Raw genomic sequence first — 18569 nt, 5'->3', positions numbered from 1 at the left:
GATCCAGGGGGTCTGGGCCTTGACCCGCGGCGCGCCGGCCCAGGCGTCCAGCGCCGTCCAGACCAGGGCCGCCAGCAGGATGAAGGCCAGGCCGAGATGGGTCGCCAAGCGTTCCGGCGCGACGGAGACGCGGCCGGCAAGGCCACTGGCCACCATCCACCAGCCGACAAGGCCCTGGAGGCCGCCCAGGCCGAACAGCACGGCGCAGCGCCAGATCAGCCGGCGCGGAATCTCTCGGCGGACCAGAAAATAGAGGAAGGGCAGACCAAAGGCGGCGCCGACCAGACGGCCCAGCAGGCGGTGGCCCCACTCCCACCAGTAGATGCGCTTGAAGGCCTGAAGGCTCATGCCCTTGTTGAGCTGGGCGTACTGAGGGATCTCCTTGTAGCGGGAGAACTCGTCGTTCCAGTCCTGGGTGTTGAGCGGCGGCAAGGCGCCTGAGACCGGCTTCCACTGGGTGATGGACAGACCGGAATCAGTCAGGCGTGTGGCCCCGCCGACCACGACCATGGCCAGGACCAGGACCGCGACGGCGAACAGCCAGACAGCGACCGGGCGGGACCGGTCGGAACGGAGGAAGGATGTCATGGGGGTGACGGCGATTCCTTCAGAACGAACTCTGGGCTCCGCTACCTGAGATGCGGGGCCGCGTCCACGCTTGCGAAGCCCGCCCGAACCGGGGATGGTTCCCGCCAACCTCCGAGACAGCCCCGCGGGACCTGACCCAGACCATGCACGGCATCGGAATCCTCGGCGTCGTGCTGGTCGGCATGCTGGCGGGCTGGATCGCCAAGCGGGTGCTGAACCGTCGCCATGGCCTGTTCGCCAACCTGATCGTCGGGCTGCTTGGCGCCCTGCTGGGGGGCTGGATCGCCGACGGCCTGGAGATCCAGTTCGGGGGTTTCCTGGGCAGCCTGGCGGTCTCGACGGCGGGCGCCGTCCTGCTGCTGGCTGTGCTCAGCCTGTTGCGGCGCAGGTGACAAGCCAGGGTGGGCGCCTGTACACCCCGGCCATGACCGCACGCGTACGCAAACTCATCGGGGGCGCCGGATTGATGGCCTTCCTGGCCGGCTATATCTGGGCCGCCACCGCCATATCCGACCACCTGCCCGACAATATGGTGGTGAAGCTGATCTTCTTCGCCGTCGTCGGGATTGGCTGGGGGGTCCCGATCCTGCCGCTTCTGTCGTGGATGAACCGCGGGAAGTAGACGGCGCGAATTTGCGCTTGCCCGCCCGTCGCAAGGCGTTAGAAGACCCCTCCACCGATGTCGGGGCGTAGCGCAGCCTGGTAGCGCACTTGACTGGGGGTCAAGGGGTCGCAGGTTCAAATCCTGTCGCCCCGACCATCGGGTGGACAATGTTCCCTCCCCCACGGGAACCCTTCGCCTTCAGATCAGACTTCCCCGCCGGGGCGCAGCCGCGCCCGGGGCTCGATCTCAGGCGCGTCCGAGCAGGGCGTCGAGCCGCGCCTTGGCGGCCACCAGATCGTCCAGGGCCGAGCTCAACCGCACGCGGCCGGCGTCATCCAGTTCGATGTCGGCGAGGGAGGGCACGGGGCCGGAGCCGGCCCGGATCGGTCGCGCGCCGGAGGCGGCCAGGACCCGCTTGAGCCCCTCCTCCTTGTGCAGCTTTTGCACGCCCTTGATGGTGTAGCCGTCCTCATGCAGCAGGGTCTTGACCCCGCGCAGCATGGCGATGTCCTGGGGCCGGTAGAACCGCCGGCCGCCAGCGCGCTTCATCGGACGGATGAAGGAGAACCGCGTCTCCCAGAATCTCAGGACGTGCTGAGGCACGTCCAACTCATCGGCCGCTTCCGAGATGGTCCGAAAGGCGTCCGGGCCCTTGCTCACGGGCTAGAGCGGCCTCACCGCGACAGGGCGCGGTCGACGCGCGCTTTCATGACCTGGGAGGCGCGAAAACCGATCACGCGGCGGGGCTCGATGGCGGCCGGTTCGCCGGTCTTGGGGTTGCGGCCCATGCGGGCGCGCTTGGCGCGCACCTGGAACACGCCAAATCCGGACAGCTTGACCTGCTCGCCGTCTTCCAGCGCGGCAGCCACCAGCTCGAGGGTCCGCTCGACCAGCTCGGAACAGTCCTGGCGGGTCAGCCCGACTTCCTCGTGAACGGCCTCACAAAGGTCCGCCCGCGTCACGGTAGCGCCTTTCATACTTGCCCCTGCCCCCACTTGAACTCACCCCGACCCGGTCCGCTCGGTCCCCCGATCAGTCCGCCTTCGGAAATCTCTCATGACCTGATTGTCGCATCAGGTCAAAGACTTCAAGGCCAAGATTGCATGAACGCCTAAAGGCGGAGCACGCAGGCGCCCCAGGTCAGGCCGCCGCCCATGGCTTCGAGCAACAGCAGTTGCCCGGGCTTGATGCGTCCGTCCTCGACGCCCTTGGCCATGGCGAGCGGGATCGAGGCGGCCGAGGTGTTGGCGTGCTCGGCGACGGTGGAGATCACCTTGCTTTCATCAATGCCCAGCCGGCGGGCCACGCCGTCCAGGATCCGGCTGTTGGCCTGGTGCGGGATGAACCAGTCGACGTCGGCGACCTGGACGCCCGCGTCCTTGGCCGCAGCAATCACGGCCTCGGAGATATTGACCACGGCGTGGCGGAACACCTGGTTGCCCTGCATGCGCAGGTGGCCGATCTGACCATTGGTCGAGACCCCGCCGTCGACATAGAGCAGGTCCTGTTTGGTGCCGTCGGCGCGCAGGGCGAAGCCCAGCAGCCCGCGATCGGAGATCTCGCCCTGGCCTTCGCCCGGCTCCAGCACCACGGCCCCGGCCCCATCGCCGAACAGCACGCAGGTGCCGCGGTCTGTCCAGTCCATCAGCCGGGTCATGGTCTCGGCGCCAATCACCAGGGCGCATTTGGACCGGCCCCGGGCCACGAAGCCGTCGGCGGTCGACAGCGCATAGACAAAGCCGGAGCAGACCGCCTGGATATCGAAGGCGATGCCGATCGGGCAGCCCAGCTTGCGCTGCACAATGGTCGCCACCGCCGGAAAGGTCAGGTCGGCCGTGGTGGTGCCGACGATGATCAGGTCGACGTCCGCCGCTGTCCGGCCCGCCCGCTCCAGGGCGCGCTTGGCCGCCTCGACCGCGAGGTCGGAGACCGCCTGGTCCGGCGCTGCGCGATGGCGCTGGCGAATGCCCGTGCGCTCGCGGATCCACTCGTCCGTGGTGTCGACGACCTTGGCCAGGTCGTCATTGGTCACCACCTCGTCGGGCAAATAGCCGCCGACGCCGGTGACGACGCTACGCAATACCTTGGTCACTCAGGACGGCTCCTCGACGGTGGGCTCATGGCTCGCGGCCAGGGCGGCGCTGAGCCGCGTCATATTGCGTTCGATCTCGGCGGCGAAGTCGTTTTGCGGGAAGCCTGCCGCCATCAGCACCGCGTCGCCAAAGTCCCGGGCCTTGGCGCCGCCATGGGACTTGACCACCAGGCCGTTCAGACCCAGCAACGGCGCCGCCCGAGGCGGGTTGAGCTTCTCGCGGAACCCCAGCAGAGCCCCGCGCGCCAGCAGGGCGCCCAGCATAGACAGGGGCGAACTGGTGAGCGCGCCCTTCAGCGCGGCCTCGACATAGCGCCCGGTGCCCTCGGCGGTCTTCAGCATCAGATTGCCGCTGAAGCCGTCGGTCACGGCCACGTCGACCGTATTCTTCGACAGATCGTCGCCTTCGACGAAGCCGCGATAGTCCAGGTCGAAGCGGCCGGATTTCAGGATGGCGTGGGCCTGGCGGACCTCTTCATGGCCCTTCACGTCCTCAGAGCCGATATTGATCAACCCGACCGTGGGGCGCGCCACGCCATGGACGGCCCGGTGATAAGCCTCGCCCATGATCGCGAACTCGACCAGGCGCTCGGCGTCGCAGTCGATATTGGCGCCCACGTCCAGCACCGTGGTCAGGCCCTTGGCGCCTGGCCAGTTGGCGACCAGGCAGGGGCGGTCGACCGCGACGCTCATCCGCAGGATCAGCATCGAGATCGCCATCAGGCCGCCGGTGTTGCCGCTGGAGACTGCGGCCTGGGCCTCGCCGGCCTTCACGGCCTCGACGGCGTTCCACATCGACGAACCCTTGCCGCGCCGCAGGGCGATGGCGGGCTTCTCGTCGGAGGCGACGATCTTGTCGGTGTGGCGAACCTCGGCCTGGGCCTTCAGGGCGGGGAAGCGGGCCAGCTCCGGGGCGATCTTCGCCTCGTCGCCATGCAGCAGAAAACGGACGTTCGCCAGGGACCTGGCGGCCAGGGCCACGCCGGGCACGGTTTCGCTGGGGCCATGGTCACCGCCCATCGCGTCGATAGAAATGACCTGAGTTTGGCTCACGTGGTTGCGTCCAGCCCCGTATTCATGCGCGGCCGGACGATACAGCCGCCGAACCTGGTTGCAAACAAACCCGCCCTCATCCCTCGGAGCCCTTGAGCTTCAGAAGCGCGGCGAAGGGCGATTCTTCCTGGGTCTCAGGGGTGTAGTCGAAAGTCACCCCGGGCTTGCGGGGAAAGGGATCGACGCTCAGGGCCAGCTGTTCCTGGGCATAGGCGGCGATGTCGATGATATCGCCCTCCAGCACATCCGGCGGATCGGGCGCCTCGGGGTCCAGTTCGATCTCGCCGCCCTCCGACTCACTCGGGGTATGGGGGCTTCCGGCCGGCACGACTCGCAGTTCGAAGCGCGTCTCCAGCGGCTGTTCGAATTGATCCAGGGTGACGCCGCAGATCTGTTCGACCACGGCATGCAGCCGGCCGTCGATCTCCGCACCGTCGAGCCAGGGCTTGATGGTGATGTCGCAGCTGAAGGCCGGCAGGCTGACCAGGTCGAGGCTCTTGGCCAGGGCCAGGCGGGTCGGCTCGTCGGCGTCCAGCTTCAGGCTGATCGGTCCCCGGGCGAGGTCGGCCAGGCGAATCGGATGCGTCCAGGTCATGCGCCAGCTCCGGCGGTCGTCGTCCAAGGCGCCTGACCCGCCAGCAAGGTCTCGAGCGGCGCGGCGGCCAGGGCCGCCTTCTGGGCCAATATATAGGCGCTCAGGCGGCCCGTGTCGGCGGACTCCACCCCGTCATAGACCGTGCGCAGCAGCAGGGCCTGCAAGGGACCGGCGTCCGGCAGCACCTCAAAGGCGGCCTCGTAGGACTTCACCCGTCCATAGAACGCCTCGCCCAGCTTGCGCATCTTCTTGCCGACCGACAGGTCACCGACGCCCATTTCGCGCAGGGCGTCGTCAAGGGAGCGGACATAGGTGTCGAACAGGGCCTGCGACGTTTCGGCGGCCAGGGCCCCCTGGCGCCTGAGGCGTTCCAGCAGCAGCACCACGTGCAGGGAATAGATCTCGAAGCGGCCCTCGACCGTGTCCGGGGCGCCGCAATCGCTGTAGAGCAAAGGATCGCGCGCCTGGGCGACCACGGCTGTGTAGAGCGCGCGTCCCGCCATTTGGGCGGGTCGGGGACGGAACAGGCGGTCCAGGAACATCTTGGCCTCGATTTCGCCCTCAGACGGGCTTAAGGGCGGCATTGCAGTACGGGGCCGCGAGCGATAGGTCAAAGCCCAGGGAAAATGAACGGGTCCGATATGCTTCGACGCGCCGCCTATGCCGCCATAGCCGCCAGCCTGCTGGCCGTGGGCGCGTGTACGCCGATCACCACCTATTCGGGCTTTCAGGCCATCGAGGCCAATCCCAAGGACGTGAAGGTCGGAGCCGACACCAAATCGACCGTGCGCGGCCGGTTGGGCTCGCCGTCCCAGACCTCCACCTTCGACCCCAACACCTGGTTCTATATCGACCAGATCAAGGAGACGGTGGCCTTCCGCAAGCCGGTCACCACCCGGCGCGACATCACCGCCATCCAGTTCGACAAGGACTCCGAGGTGGTGACCTCGGTCAATCAGCTGAGCCTGAAGGATGGCAAGGTCATCGCCTTCAACGGCCGTGAGACCCCGACCCGTGGCCGCGAGCTGACCATCATGGAACAGCTGATCGGTTCGGTCGGCCGTGGCCAGATGCTGCCCAACGCCGAGGACGAAGGCGTTCCTGGCCAGCGCCCGGGCGACCGCCGCTAACCCACGACCAAATCCTTATACGGTCCTTATGCGCTGCCGATCGAAGGCGCGTGGAGACCTTACGCGCCTGAAGCGCAGGTTCGCCGCCTGATCCACGCGAGCGAATCCATATGCTTGATCTCCTGTTTCTGGCCCTTGGGCTGGGCTGCTTCGTCGGGCTCGGCGCCTATGCCGCCGCCCTGAGGCGCGTCTGACCATGCTGGTGAACCTGCTCTGGGCCGCCGGCGCCGTCGGCGTTGGCCTCTACATGATCGTCGCCCTGCTGCGACCCGATCGTTTCTGACGGACACATTTCCATGAACTGGCAAGGATGGGCGGAGATCGCCCTGACGCTGGCCCTGATCGTTGGATTGGGCTGGCCTATCGGTATTTATCTGGCCCGCGTCTGGCGCGGCGACTCCACCTGGCTCGATCCGGTGCTCAAGCCTGTGGAGGCGGCGATCTACGCCGCCTGCGGCGTGAAGCCCGAGAAGGGCCAGAACTGGCTGGGCTACGCCGGGGCGTTCCTCGGGTTCAGCGCGGCGAGCTTCGTGGTGCTCTATCTGATCCTGCGCTTCCAGGACTTGCTGCCCCTGAACCCTCAGGGCTTCGCGGGTCTTGCGCCGCACCTGGCGTTCAACACCGCCATCAGCTTCGTCACCAACACCAACTGGCAGTCCTATGTGCCCGAGACCACGGTCTCGACCTTCTCCCAGATGGCCGGCCTGACCTCACACAACTTCCTGTCGGCCGCGGCCGGCATGGCGGTGGCTGCGGCGCTGGCCCGGGCCTTCGCGGCCAATCGGGGTGAAAATCTTGGGGATTTCTGGGTCGATCTGACCCGGATCAGCCTCTACGTCCTGCTGCCGATCTCGTTTGTGATCGCCATCGTCTTCGTGGGACTGGGCATGCCCCAGACCCTGGCGGCCCATATCGACGCCACCACCCTGGAAGGCGCCAAACAGACCATCTCGCTCTATCCGACAGCCAGCCAGGAAGCGATTAAGCAGCTGGGCACCAATGGCGGCGGCGTGTTCAACGCCAACTCCGCCCACCCCTTCGAGAACCCGAACGCGATCACCAATCTCATCGAGATCGTGATCATGAACGCCCTTTCCTTCGGCTGCGTCATCGCCTTCGGTCGCGTCGCCTTCGCCAAGGCCGAAGCCCGCGCCCTGGTGGCGGTGATGACCATCCTGCTCAGCCTGGGCGCAGCCGGCATCTACGCCGCCGAGGTCCAACCGGCGCCGGCCCAGGTCGCGGCCCACGCCGCCCCCGGCCCCAACATGGAGGGCAAGGAAGTCCGCTTCGGCGCCCCCTCGACCGCCATCTGGACGGCCGCCACCACGGGCGCCTCGGACGGCGGGGTCAATTCCATGCATGACAGCCTGATGCCCCTGGGCGGCGGGATCGCCCTGTTCCTGATCCAGCTGGGCGAGATCATCCCCGGCGGGGTGGGCTCGGGCCTCTATGGCATGGTGGTCATGGCCCTGATCGCCGTCTTTGTGGCCGGGCTGATGGTCGGCCGGACCCCGGAATATCTCGGCAAGAAGGTTGAGGCCCGGGAGGTGAAGTTCGCCATGCTGGCGGTGCTGATCCTGCCGACCGCCATCCTCGGCTTCTCGGCGGTCGCCGCCGTGCTGCCCGCCGCCCTGGCGGGCCTGCTCAACCACGGGCCCCATGGGCTGTCGGAGATCGTCTACGCCTATTCCTCGGCGGCGGGGAACAACGGCTCGGCCTTCGCGGGCCTGACCGCCAACGCCCCCTACTGGGACACGACGCTGGGCATCGCCATGATCCTGGGTCGCTTCGCCTATGCGATCCCGGTCCTGGCCATCGCCGGCGCCCTGGCCGCCAAGCCCAAGCTCGCCCCTACCAGCGGCTCCTTCCCCACCGACGGTCCGCTGTTCATCGGCCTCCTGATCGGCGTCGTGCTGATCATGGGCGGCCTGCAGTTCTTCCCCGCCCTCGCGCTTGGCCCGATCGTGGAGCACTTCCAGGTGCTTCAGGCGGTCGCGGGCCACTGAGAGACATCATCATGTCCATGTCATCCACTCCCGTGGGATCCGGCCGTCGCGGCCCTTCCGCGCTCAGCAACAGCCTCTCACCCAAGGTTCTGGGCCAGGCCGCCCTGGCCGCCGTCGGCAAGCTCGATCCGCGCAAGCTGGTCGGCAATCCGGTGATCTTCACGACGGAGATCGTCGCGGTCCTGTCGACCGTCTCCGCCGTGGTCGCCGTCGCCTCCGGCCAGGCTGCGGGCTTCGCCATCCAGCTGGCGCTCTGGCTCTGGGCCACGGTGCTGTTCGCCAATCTGGCGGAAAGCGTCGCCGAGGGCCGGGGCAAGGCCGCCGCCGATTCCCTGCGCGCCTCGCGGGTCACCACCAAGGCCAAGCTGATCATCGACCCCAAGACCGGGACCATCGTGCCCACCCCGGCCCACAAGCTGGGCATAGGCGAGATCGTGCTGGTCGAAGCCGGGGACGTCGTCCCGGCCGACGGCGAGATCATCGAGGGCATAGCCTCGGTCAACGAGGCGGCCATCACCGGCGAATCGGCCCCGGTGATCCGTGAATCCGGCGGCGACCGGTCGGCCGTGACCGGCGGCACGACCGTGGTGTCGGACTGGATCAAGGTCCGTATCACCTCGGCGCCGGGCGACACCTTCCTCGACCGCATGATCGCCATGGTCGAGGGCGCGGAGCGCCGTAAGACCCCCAACGAGATCGCGCTGGCCGTGCTGCTGGCCGGCCTGACCCTGATCTTCCTGATCGCGGTCGTGACCTTGCTGGGCCTGGGCGCCTATTCCGGCGTGAAACTCGACCCCCTGGTGCTGGGCGCCCTGTTCATCTGCCTGATTCCGACCACGATCGGCGGGCTGCTGTCGGCCATCGGCATCGCCGGCATGGACCGGCTGCTGAAGGTCAATGTCCTGGCCACCTCGGGTCGGGCCGTGGAGGCCGCCGGCGACGTCGACACCCTGCTGCTCGACAAGACCGGCACCATCACCTTCGGCAACCGCATGGCCACCGAAGTGATCTCCGCACCCGGCGTGCTGCCGGAAGCCGCCCTGCGCGCCACCCTGATGGCCTCGCTGGGCGACGAGACGCCTGAGGGCCGCTCGATCGTTGATCTGGCCCGCGACAAGGGCCTGACCCTGCAGGCGCCCGAGGGCGCGACCCTCATCGCCTTCAGCGCCATGACCCGCCAGTCCGGCCTCGACGTCGGCGGCAAATCCTGGCGCAAGGGCGCGGTCGACGCGGTCCTCAAGACCCTGTCGCTCAGCCCTGATCAGGTCCCCGCCGAGTTGTCGGCGGCCGTGGATCGTATCGCCCGTTCCGGCGGCACCCCCCTGGCGGTCAGCGAGGATGGCGCCCTGATGGGGGTCATCCATCTGAAGGACGTGGTGAAGCCGGGCGTGAAGGAGCGCTTCGCCGACCTGCGTCGGATGGGCCTGCGCACGGTGATGATCACCGGCGACAATCCGGTGACCGCTGCGGCGATCGCCTCGGAGGCCGGGGTCGACGACTTCCTCGCCGAGGCCACGCCCGAGGACAAGTTGCGGCTGATCCGCGAGGAACAGGCCAAGGGTCGGCTGGTCGCCATGTGCGGCGACGGCGCCAATGACGCCCCGGCGCTCGCCCAGTCCGATGTCGGGGTGGCCATGCAGACCGGCGCCCAGGCCGCCCGCGAGGCCGGCAACATGGTCGACCTCGACAGCGACCCGACCAAGCTCATCGAGATCGTCGAGGTCGGCAAGCAGATGCTGATCACCCGCGGCGCGCTGACCACCTTCTCGGTGGCCAATGACGTCGCCAAGTATTTCGCCATCATCCCGGCGATTTTCGTGGCCGGCCTGCCCGCGCTGGGCGCGCTCAACGTCATGCATCTGACCAGCCCTCAGAGCGCGATCCTCTCGGCGGTGATCTTCAACGCCGTGATCATCGTCATGCTGATCCCGCTGGCCCTGCGCGGCGTCACCTACCGGGCCATCGGGGCCGGCAAGCTGTTGTCGCGCAACCTGGCCATCTACGGCCTGGGCGGGCTCGTGGCGCCGTTCATCGGCATCAAGCTGGTCGACATGCTGGTCACCGCCCTGGGGCTCGCCTGAGGTGGGCCTGCGCGAACTCATCGTCTCGGCCAGCCTGCTGGCCGTCGTCTTCACCTGCGCCATTCTCGGCGCGGTCCTCTAGGAGCGTATCCATGCTCGCCTCCCTTCGTCCCGCGATCGTCACGACGGTCTTCTTCACCCTGCTGCTGGGGGTGGCCTATCCCCTGGCCGTCACCGGCGTCAGCCAGCTCCTGTTCCCCTGGCAGGCCGGCGGCAGCCTGATCCGCTCCGGCGGCCAGGTGATCGGCTCCGAGCTGATCGGCCAGACCTTCGCCAGGGCTGAGTATCTGCACTCGCGGCCCTCGGCGGCCGGGACCAATGGCTATGACGCCTCGGCCTCCTCCGGCTCCAACCTCGGCCCGCTCAATCCCGACCTGATCAAGCGCGAGGGCGACAGCGCCAAGGCCGTCGGCGCCGATCGTCCCGGGACGCCTGTCCCCGCCGATGCCCTGACCACCTCGGCGTCAGGGCTCGATCCGCACATCACCCCCGACTACGCCGCCTTCCAGGTCGCCCGGGTGGCCCAGGCGCGGGGGGTCAAGGCCAGCGAGGTCGAGGCGGTCATCGCCGCCAATACCGAGGGGCGGACCCTGGGTGTGCTGGGCCAGCCGCATGTCAATGTGCTGAAGGTCAACCTGGCTCTCGACGCCCGCTACCCGGTGCGTCACGCTCCGGCCGCATGAGCCCTGACGAACCGCTCCGCCCCGACCCTGACGCCCTGCTCGCCGCCACGCCGCGTCCTGGTCGGGGGCGACTGAAGGTCTTCCTGGGCATGGCGCCCGGGGTCGGCAAGACCTACGAGATGCTGCGCGCCGCCCGACGCCGAAAGGCCGAGGGCGGCGACGTCGTGGTGGGTGTGGTCGAGACCCATGGCCGGCGCGAGACCCAGTCCCTGTTGCGCGGACTGGACGTGATGGGCCGCGCGCCGATCGACTATCGCGGCCGCACCCTCCTGGAATTCGATATCGACGGGGCGATCGCGCGGCGGCCTGAGCTGCTGCTGGTCGATGAATATGCGCACAGCAATGTGCCTGGTTCCCGCCATGAGAAACGCTGGCAGGACGTCGAGGAGATCCTGGGCGCCGGGATCGACGTCTGGACCACGCTCAATGTCCAGCACCTGGAGAGCCTGAAAGAGGTGGTCTGGCGGATCACCGGGGTGCGGCAACGCGAGACCGTGCCGGACTCGGCCCTGTCGCGGGCCGACGAGATCGAACTGATCGACATCACCCCCTCCGAGCTTCGCCAGCGCATGGCCGAGGGCAAGGTCTACATGGCCGACACCGCCCGCATCGCGGCCGAGCGGTTCTTCAAGCCCGAGAACCTGACGGCCTTGCGCGAACTGGCCCTGCGCCGGGCGGCCCAGACCGTCGATGACCAGCTGCTGGGGGCCATGAAGCGCGCCGGCGTCCAGGGACCGTGGGCGGCGGGGGAACGCATCCTGGTGCTGGTGGGGCCAGACGCCGTGGCCGGCAGCCTGGTGCGGGCCGGGCGGCGGCTCTCGGACATGATGATGGATGCGCCCTGGGTGGTCGCCCATGTCGAGCGGCCCAACGCCCCCGCCCCCTCGCCCACGGCCTCGGCCCGGCTCAATGACGCCCTGAAGCTGGCCGACCAGCTCGGCGGCTCGACCGTCGTCTTGACCGGCGACGACCTGGTCACCGCGACCCTGGACTATGCGCGGCTGAACAACGTCACCCAGATCGTGGTCGGCAAGTCGACGCTGCCCCGACGCAACCCGTTCCGCAAATCGCTGATCACCTCGCTGCTGGACGCCTCCCAGGGCGCGGCCCTGCATGTGGTCACCGAGCAGGCCGAGGCGGAGCCCGCCGCGCCGCGTACGCCGCGTCGAAGCCTGAGGAGCTGGCCCTGGATGGGGCATCTGGGCGCCCTGGGCCTGGTCGGGCTGGCGACCGCCGTGGCCGCGCTCACCGACCGGATCAGCGACGACGCCAATCTGGCGATGTTCTTCATGCTGGGGGTGCTGGCCAGCGGCCTGACGCTCGGCCTGTGGCCGGCGCTGACTGCGGCGGCGGTCTCGGCCTTCGTCTACAACTTCTTCTTTCTCGACCCGCGGCTGACCATCTGGATCGGCCATCCGGCGGATGTCCTGACCTTCGCGGTGTTCTTCGTCGCCGCCCTGGTCACCGGCTGGCTGACCGGCCGGGTGCGCGACCAGGGCCGCGCGGTGTCGCGGCGGGCCGCCGCCGTCGCCGCCCTGCTGGCCGCGAGCCGCCGGCTGTCCTCCGCTGTCGGCCATGCCGCCGCCGCCCAGGTCCTGGCCGAGCAATTGGCCGCCGCCACCAATGGCGCGGCCGTGGTGCTGACGCCCGGAGAGGACGACATCGTGCTGAGCGCGGCGGCGCCGCCTCTGGACGCCCTCACCTCCATGGACTTCGCCGCCGCCCGCTGGGCCTGGGAAAAGGGCGAACCCGCCGGGGCCGGCACCGGCACCCTGCCCAATTCCGCCTGGACCTTCCGGCCCCTGCAGGGCGGCAAGGCGCGGGCCGGGGTCGCCGGTGTCGAGCCCCACGCCGTCCAGGCGGAGGAGGACGCCCGCTTCGTCGGCGCCCTGCTCGACCAGGGGGCCGTCGCCCTGGAGCGCGCCGAATTCGCCGCCCAGGCCGCCGACGCCCAGGCGCTGCTGCGCTCCGACCGCCTGCGCTCAGCCCTGCTGAACTCGGTCAGCCATGACCTGCGCACCCCGCTCTCGACCGTGCTGGGCTCGGTCACCACCCTGCTCGACTATGGCAAGTCGCTGGACAAGGCGACGCAGCGCGACCTGATGCTGTCGATCCGCGAAGAGGCGGAGCGGCTGAACCGCTATGTCGGCGACCTGCTGGACATGACCCGGCTGGAGGGCGGCGCCCTGGTCACCCGTCGCGACTGGGTCGATCTGCGCGACGTGCTGCGCGCCGCCGTGGATCGGGTCTCGCGCCGGTTGGAGACCCGCCAGATCATCCGCGACTTCCCGCCCGAACTGACCATGGTGAAGGCCGATCCTTCGCTGCTGGAACAGGCCCTGGTCAACATCCTGGAGAATGCGGTGGCCTATAGCCCCGATGGGTCGCGCATCGAGGTGGCGGCCTATGAAGACCGCGCCAATGTGGTGATCGCCATCGAGGACGAGGGGCGCGGGATCCCGACGGCCGAGCTGGAACGGGTGTTCGAGAAGTTCCGGCGCATGGAGGAGGCCACCGACCGCGGCAAGGGCGCGGGCCTGGGCCTCGCCATTTCCAAGGGCTTTGTCGAGGCCATGGGCGGCCGCATCGCCGCCGCCAGTCCGATCCATGACGGACGCGGCACCCGAATCCTGATCAGCCTGCCCAAGGAACACCAGACCCCGGAGCAGCTGCTGTGAGCGCCCATAAGCCGCGCGTGCTGGTGATCGACGACGAGCCGCAGATCCACCGCTTCCTGGGTCCGGCCCTGGAGGCTGCCGGCTATGAGCATGTCCGCGCCGACACCGCCACCGAGGGCCTGCGCGAGATCGCCCGCAAGGCGCCCGACGCCGTGGTGCTGGATCTCGGCCTGCCTGACATGGACGGCAAGGCGGCCCTGGAGAAGGCGCGGGCCTTCTATGACGGCCCTATCCTGATCCTGTCGGCCCGCGATCGCGAGACCGAGAAGATCGACGCCCTTGACCTCGGGGCCGACGACTATGTGGAAAAGCCGTTCGGGGTGGGCGAGCTGCTGGCCCGCCTGAGGGTCGCGATGCGCCACAGGCTGCACAGGGTCGGCGCGGAGCCGATCGTCGAGGCCGGCGACCTGCGCATCGACATGATCAAGCGGCTGGTCAGCAAGGCCGGCGTCGCCCTGCACCTGTCGCCGAAGGAATATGACCTGCTGGTCCAGCTGGTCGAGGGATCGGGCAAGGTGGTCACCCACCGCCAGCTGCTGACCGCCGTCTGGGGGCCTGCCCACACCGAGGACGTCCAGTACCTGCGGGTGTTCATCGCCCAGCTGCGCCAGAAGATCGAGCCGGATCCATCCGCCCCTACCCTGATCGCCACCGAGCCCGGGGTCGGCTACCGCTGGCTGGGCTGACATAAGAAGACGCCCCGGAGATCGCTCTCCGGGGCGTCGGTCGTTTCAGACCAGGGTGATCGATCCTCTAGTGGATCACGCCCCGGGCCAGGATCGCCAGCAGCAGCAGAGCCACGATGTTGGTGATCTTGATCATCGGGTTCACGGCGGGACCCGAGGTGTCCTTGTAGGGGTCGCCGACGGTGTCGCCGGTCACGGCGGCCTTGTGAGCCTCCGAACCCTTGCCATGCAGGACGCCGTCACTGTCGGTGAAGCCTTCTTCGATCACCTTCTTGGCGTTGTCCCACGCGCCGCCGCCCGAGGTCATCGAGATGGCGACGAACAGACCGGTGACGATCACCCCCATCAGCATGGCGCCGAGGCAGGCGAAAGCGTCGACCTTCCCGGCAATGGCGTTGATGGCGAAGAACAGCACGATCGGGCTGGCCACCGGCAGCAGGGAGGGCACGATCATCTCCTTGATCGCGGCCTTGGTCAGGATGTCCACGGCGCGGCCGTATTCCGGCTTCACCTCACCCGTCATGATGCCGGGGTTCTCGCGGAACTGGCGACGGACCTCGACCACGACCGACTGGGCGGCGCGGCCCACGGCGGTCATCGACATGCCACCGAACAGGAAGGGCAGAAGCCCCCCGAACAGCAGGCCGACCACGACATAGGGGTTGGACAGATCGAAGGCGACCGCGCCCAGGCCGTCGAAGAACGAGCCCGGCGTCGCATTGGCCGCGAAGTACTTCAGGTCCTCGGTGTAGGCCGCGAACAGCACCAGGGCGCCGAGACCGGCGGAACCGATCGCATAGCCCTTGGTGACCGCCTTGGTGGTGTTGCCGACGGCGTCGAGGGCGTCGGTCGTGACGCGGACTTCCTTCGGAAGACCGGCCATCTCGGCGATGCCGCCGGCGTTGTCGGTGACCGGACCAAAGGCGTCCAGGGCGACGACAAAGCCCGCCAGCGACAGCATGGCGGTCGTGGCGATGGCGATGCCGAACAGGCCCGCCAGATTGTAGGTGACGATGATGCCGACGATGATCACCAGGGCCGGAGCGGCCGTGGATTCAAGGCTCATGGCCAGGCCCTGGATCACGTTGGTGCCGTGGCCGGAGACCGAAGCCTGGGCCACCGATTTCACCGGGCGGAAGTTGGTGCCGGTGTAGTACTCGGTGATCATCACGATCAGCGCCGTGATCACCAGGCCCGCCATGGAGCAGTAGAACAGCGACATGGCGTTGAAGGTCTTTTCCAGCGGCGTGCCGACATTGACCGTCAGGTCGCCGGTGACCAGCGAGGGGATCAGGAACCAGAGCGCGATCGCGGAGAGCACGCCGGTCACGATCAGGCCCTGATAGAGCGCGCCCATGATCGAGCCTGACTTGCCCAGGCGAACGGCGAAGGTGCCGATGATCGAGGTGATGATGCAGACGCCGCAGATCGCCAGCGGCAGCAGCATGATGTTGCCGAGCAGGGCCGAGCCGCCGAAGAAGATCGCGGCCAGCACCATGGTGGCGACCGTGGTCACCGCATAGGTCTCGAACAGGTCGGCGGCCATGCCGGCGCAGTCGCCGACATTGTCGCCCACATTGTCGGCGATGGTCGCGGCGTTGCGCGGGTCATCCTCGGGGATGCCGGCTTCCACCTTGCCCACCATGTCGCCGCCAACGTCGGCGCCCTTGGTGAAGATGCCGCCGCCGAGGCGGGCGAAGATCGAGATCAGCGAGGCGCCGAAGCCCAGCGACACCAGACCGTCGATGACGTGGCGGTCGGACCCGGCCAGGCCCTGGTGCTCGGTCAGGAAGGCGTAATAGCCCGCCACCCCGATCAGGGCGAAGCCCGCGACCAGCAGGCCGGTGATGGCCCCGGAGGTGAAGGCGAGCTTCAGGCCCTTGGCGAGGCTCTCCGATGCGGCCTGGGCGGTCCGCACATTAGCGCGCACCGAGATCAGCATGCCGGCGAAACCGGCGGCGCCCGAGAGCACCGAGCCGATCAGGAAGCCCGCAGCGGAATAGATCCCGATCAGGAAGTAGAGCGCGAACAGCACCACCACCCCGACCATGGCGATGGCCGTATATTGCCGCTTCAGATAGGCCTGCGCGCCCTCCTGAATGGCGGCGGCGATCTCCTGCATGCGGGCATTGCCTGGCGAGGCCCGCAACAGCGAGGCGGTCTGTACGATCCCGTACAACACCGCCAATGCACCGGCTGCGATCACCAGCGTAAGCGTAAGACTCATGATTAAAGCGCCCCTTTGCGATTGCGCGGAGGGGGGGCGATCACAGCCAAAACGCGCTGCAATCGCATTGTTCCCGGCCCCTGTTGTTTCCCCAGAACTGGGACGCCTCGTCGTGCGCCCCTAATTGAGACGTGGGAAAATGCCAAAACTGATGCGCCGAAGCAACACTGCTCATGGATCCGCGCGAAATGGCTGGCGGGACCCGTCCCTGGCGAGGCGCCGGGACCGGTGTCAGGGCTGAATGGTGGTCGTTTTTCCGCCGTCTGGATGCGGCAGCCCGCTGGTTTTCTGCGGCGTCTCGGCCATCACGTCGATGGACTGCACATTGCCGGGGCCCGCAATCGCGCTGGCCTCCTGCCCGAACACCGCCTTCAGCCGGGGCATGTCGAGGGTCATGTAGCTCTTGGGATTGGTGAACGGCGTGCGGTGGCCGAGCTTGACCAGGGCGTCGCGGAAATAGGGCTCCTTCGTCCGCACCTTGCTGACATTGGCGTTGGGCGTCAGCTGGATGCGGATCGAGACGAAGATGTAGTTGATGAGGCGGCCGTTCAGGACGACCGGCAGTCCCACGGGCTGCAGATCGACATATTGGGTGGGTTCCTTGTCCTTTCCCTTGTCCTTGCCGCCGCCCTCAGCGGCCAAGGCGGGCCCTGCGATCAGAAGGGCGCCTGCGGCGAAGGCCAGGATCCGTCGGCGCATGCGATCAGGCCGCGACGGCCGAGGCCATGGCGCTTTCCGGCAGCAGGGCTTCGGGCACCAGCATGCTGACCATGCGCCCGCCCAGGGACAGGATGGCGCCGACCAATCCGATCACCGCCGGGTCGCTGAGCGACGGCGGCTGCTGCAGCGCGTCGCGGGAGATCTTGAAGGTTTCCTGCACAGCCTCGACCAGCAGGCCGGCCTGACGGTCCCCCAGTTCCAGGACGATGATCACGTGGCGGCTGGAAGGTTCGGTCAGACCCTGGTCCAGCCGGGCCTTGAGATCGACGACCGGCATGATCACGCCGCGCAGGTTGATCACGCCGCGCACCTCAAGCGGCGCGCCGGGCAGCGGGGTCGCCGGGGTCCAGCCGCGGATTTCGCGGATCACCGAGACGTCGAGGCAGAAGGCCTGATCATTGACCAGGAATGAGATCATTTCGAGGGGGGCTTCGTCCGACATCTCGTCCCATCCAGAAGCTCATCGGGCCGCCCGCGGGCCTCATTCGGCGCGTGGAACGACTCAAGACCTCCGAACCATCGGTCATCGTGGTGATCACTTCGTTAAGGGCCCCGAACCGCGACGTCCTGTCCCGGGGCGTCAGCGGTGGCGCCAGCCGCCGGCTCCCACATCCAGATCGCGGCCCCCGGCACGGGCGATCACGCCCCGCCCGGCCTGAACCTCGCCGATCACGGGGAGCCCCAGACGCGTCGCGGTCTCCGGCGGCGCGGTGAGCAAAAGCTCATAATCATCGCCGCCGGTCGCCAGCCGCTGCAGGCCGCCGGCCCGATCGGCTTGCGTCGCCAGCCAGGCCTCGGCGGCGGCTGAGATTGGCATGCGATCGAGGTCCAGGGTCATGGAGACCCCACTGGCGCGCGCCACATGGCCCGCGTCGGCGATCAGGCCGTCGGAAATATCGGCCGCCGCGCTCGCGTGACTGCGCAAGAGATCCCGAAGGTCCAGGCGCGGATTGGGTAGGCGGTAGGGCTCGGCGAGCCAGCGGCGGTCGAGCTGTCCCGCGCCCGGTCCCCAGTCCAGCCAACCGTCCCCGATCGGCCCGCTGACGATCACCAGGTCCCCGGGCCGCGCGCCGGCGCGCCGGATCATCTGGCCGGCCGGGACCCAGCCCAGCAGGGTCATGGAGACCGTCAACGGCCCCGGGGTCGCGACTGTGTCGCCGCCCAGCAGGGAGACGTCGAAGGTCGCGCCATCCTCCCTGAGGCCCTCAGCGAAGGCCTGGCGTTGGCTCCAGTCGAACCCGGGCGGCCAGGCGGTCATCAGGAAATAGCCGAAGGGCGCGGCGGCCTTGGCGGCCAGGTCGGAGAGATTGGCGCGCAACAGCCGGCGCGCGATCCGATCCGGCGGCTCGTCGGGCTGGAAGTGCACGCCCGCGACCAGGGCGTCCTTGGTCACGACCAGATCGAACCCGGGTCGCGACGGGATGAC

20 protein-coding genes and 1 tRNA gene are annotated in these 18569 nt (G+C 68.3%); 10 read left to right on the top strand and 11 right to left on the bottom strand.

Annotated elements, in window-relative coordinates:
* Window positions 1–588, bottom strand: a 588-nt coding sequence (locus Q7P21_RS11560) for a COX15/CtaA family protein (protein ID WP_304177186.1), incomplete at its 3' end; no start/stop codon positions are given.
* Window positions 589–731: 143 nt separating this feature from the next.
* Between Q7P21_RS11560 and Q7P21_RS11555 the strand changes: the two genes are divergently transcribed.
* From Q7P21_RS11555 to Q7P21_RS11545, 3 genes are all read left to right on the top strand, one after another.
* On the top strand, window positions 732–980 hold the full coding sequence (locus Q7P21_RS11555) for a GlsB/YeaQ/YmgE family stress response membrane protein (RefSeq protein ID WP_304164626.1): 249 nt from the start codon (window positions 732–734) through the stop codon (window positions 978–980).
* Between the two features lie 32 nt (window positions 981–1012).
* Window positions 1013–1210: a DUF2842 domain-containing protein gene (locus Q7P21_RS11550; RefSeq protein WP_304164623.1), complete on the top strand. Its 198-nt coding sequence runs from the start codon at window positions 1013–1015 to the stop codon at window positions 1208–1210.
* A gap of 61 nt (window positions 1211–1271) precedes the next feature.
* Window positions 1272–1348, top strand: a tRNA-Pro gene (locus Q7P21_RS11545).
* 90 nt (window positions 1349–1438) lie between these two features.
* Here Q7P21_RS11545 and Q7P21_RS11540 read toward each other — a convergent pair.
* From Q7P21_RS11540 to Q7P21_RS11515, 6 genes are all read right to left on the bottom strand, one after another.
* On the bottom strand, window positions 1439–1852 hold the full coding sequence (locus Q7P21_RS11540; RefSeq protein ID WP_304164621.1) for a MerR family transcriptional regulator: 414 nt from the start codon (window positions 1850–1852) through the stop codon (window positions 1439–1441).
* Window positions 1853–1866: 14 nt separating this feature from the next.
* A complete protein-coding gene (locus Q7P21_RS11535; protein ID WP_304164619.1) occupies window positions 1867–2169 on the bottom strand; it encodes an integration host factor subunit alpha in 303 nt (100 codons plus the stop codon).
* A 134-nt stretch (window positions 2170–2303) separates the two neighbouring features.
* Entirely contained in the window at window positions 2304–3284 is a 981-nt protein-coding gene (locus tag Q7P21_RS11530; protein WP_304164616.1) for a beta-ketoacyl-ACP synthase III, read from the bottom strand.
* Window positions 3285–4337, bottom strand: a complete 1053-nt coding sequence (gene plsX, locus Q7P21_RS11525; protein ID WP_304177184.1) for a phosphate acyltransferase PlsX — start codon at window positions 4335–4337, stop codon at window positions 3285–3287.
* Window positions 4338–4413: 76 nt separating this feature from the next.
* Window positions 4414–4932, bottom strand: a complete 519-nt coding sequence (locus Q7P21_RS11520) for a DUF177 domain-containing protein (protein ID WP_304164610.1) — start codon at window positions 4930–4932, stop codon at window positions 4414–4416.
* Window positions 4929–5474, bottom strand: a complete 546-nt coding sequence (locus tag Q7P21_RS11515) for a ubiquinol-cytochrome C chaperone family protein (RefSeq protein WP_304177183.1) — start codon at window positions 5472–5474, stop codon at window positions 4929–4931. The genes Q7P21_RS11520 and Q7P21_RS11515 overlap by 4 nt, the downstream gene beginning before the upstream one ends.
* A gap of 99 nt (window positions 5475–5573) precedes the next feature.
* On the opposite strand from Q7P21_RS11515, the gene Q7P21_RS11510 reads away from it, so the two are divergent.
* The 7 genes from Q7P21_RS11510 (at window position 5574) to Q7P21_RS11485 (ending at window position 14196) form a co-directional block, all read left to right on the top strand.
* Complete coding sequence (locus Q7P21_RS11510; protein ID WP_304164608.1) at window positions 5574–6062, top strand: outer membrane protein assembly factor BamE; 489 nt, start codon at window positions 5574–5576, stop codon at window positions 6060–6062.
* Between the two features lie 196 nt (window positions 6063–6258).
* A complete protein-coding gene (locus Q7P21_RS20485; RefSeq protein ID WP_368670086.1) occupies window positions 6259–6345 on the top strand; it encodes a potassium-transporting ATPase subunit F in 87 nt (28 codons plus the stop codon).
* A gap of 13 nt (window positions 6346–6358) precedes the next feature.
* Window positions 6359–8068, top strand: coding sequence for a potassium-transporting ATPase subunit KdpA (kdpA, locus tag Q7P21_RS11505; protein ID WP_304177181.1), 1710 nt, complete (start codon window positions 6359–6361; stop codon window positions 8066–8068).
* Between the two features lie 11 nt (window positions 8069–8079).
* Window positions 8080–10149 carry a potassium-transporting ATPase subunit KdpB gene (kdpB, locus tag Q7P21_RS11500; protein WP_304164603.1) on the top strand — a complete coding sequence of 690 codons (2070 nt, stop codon included), beginning with the start codon at window positions 8080–8082 and terminating at the stop codon, window positions 10147–10149.
* Between the two features lie 92 nt (window positions 10150–10241).
* Window positions 10242–10832, top strand: a complete 591-nt coding sequence (gene kdpC, locus Q7P21_RS11495; protein WP_304177179.1) for a potassium-transporting ATPase subunit KdpC — start codon at window positions 10242–10244, stop codon at window positions 10830–10832.
* A complete protein-coding gene (locus Q7P21_RS11490) occupies window positions 10829–13510 on the top strand; it encodes a sensor histidine kinase KdpD (RefSeq protein ID WP_304177178.1) in 2682 nt (893 codons plus the stop codon). Before kdpC ends, Q7P21_RS11490 begins: the two co-directional genes overlap by 4 nt.
* The gene (locus Q7P21_RS11485; RefSeq protein WP_304164596.1) at window positions 13507–14196 is read left to right on the top strand and encodes a response regulator; all 690 of its coding nucleotides are present in this window, start codon (window positions 13507–13509) and stop codon (window positions 14194–14196) included. Before Q7P21_RS11490 ends, Q7P21_RS11485 begins: the two co-directional genes overlap by 4 nt.
* Window positions 14197–14263: 67 nt before the next feature.
* Here the strand turns inward: Q7P21_RS11485 and Q7P21_RS11480 are convergent, their stop codons facing one another.
* The 4 genes from Q7P21_RS11480 to thiL form a co-directional block, all read right to left on the bottom strand.
* Window positions 14264–16423: a sodium-translocating pyrophosphatase gene (locus Q7P21_RS11480; protein WP_304164593.1), complete on the bottom strand. Its 2160-nt coding sequence runs from the start codon at window positions 16421–16423 to the stop codon at window positions 14264–14266.
* Window positions 16424–16654: 231 nt separating this feature from the next.
* A complete protein-coding gene (locus Q7P21_RS11475; RefSeq protein ID WP_304177175.1) occupies window positions 16655–17122 on the bottom strand; it encodes a hypothetical protein in 468 nt (155 codons plus the stop codon).
* A gap of 4 nt (window positions 17123–17126) precedes the next feature.
* On the bottom strand, window positions 17127–17585 hold the full coding sequence (locus Q7P21_RS11470) for a chemotaxis protein CheW (protein WP_304164587.1): 459 nt from the start codon (window positions 17583–17585) through the stop codon (window positions 17127–17129).
* A gap of 138 nt (window positions 17586–17723) precedes the next feature.
* Window positions 17724–18569, bottom strand: an 846-nt coding sequence (gene thiL, locus Q7P21_RS11465) for a thiamine-phosphate kinase (protein ID WP_369695342.1), incomplete at its 5' end; no start/stop codon positions are given.

It is taken from the genome of Phenylobacterium aquaticum, from assembly GCF_947378715.1.
GTDB lineage: Bacteria > Pseudomonadota > Alphaproteobacteria > Caulobacterales > Caulobacteraceae > Phenylobacterium > Phenylobacterium aquaticum_A.
This window is presented reverse-complemented; position numbering and strand designations above follow the sequence as displayed.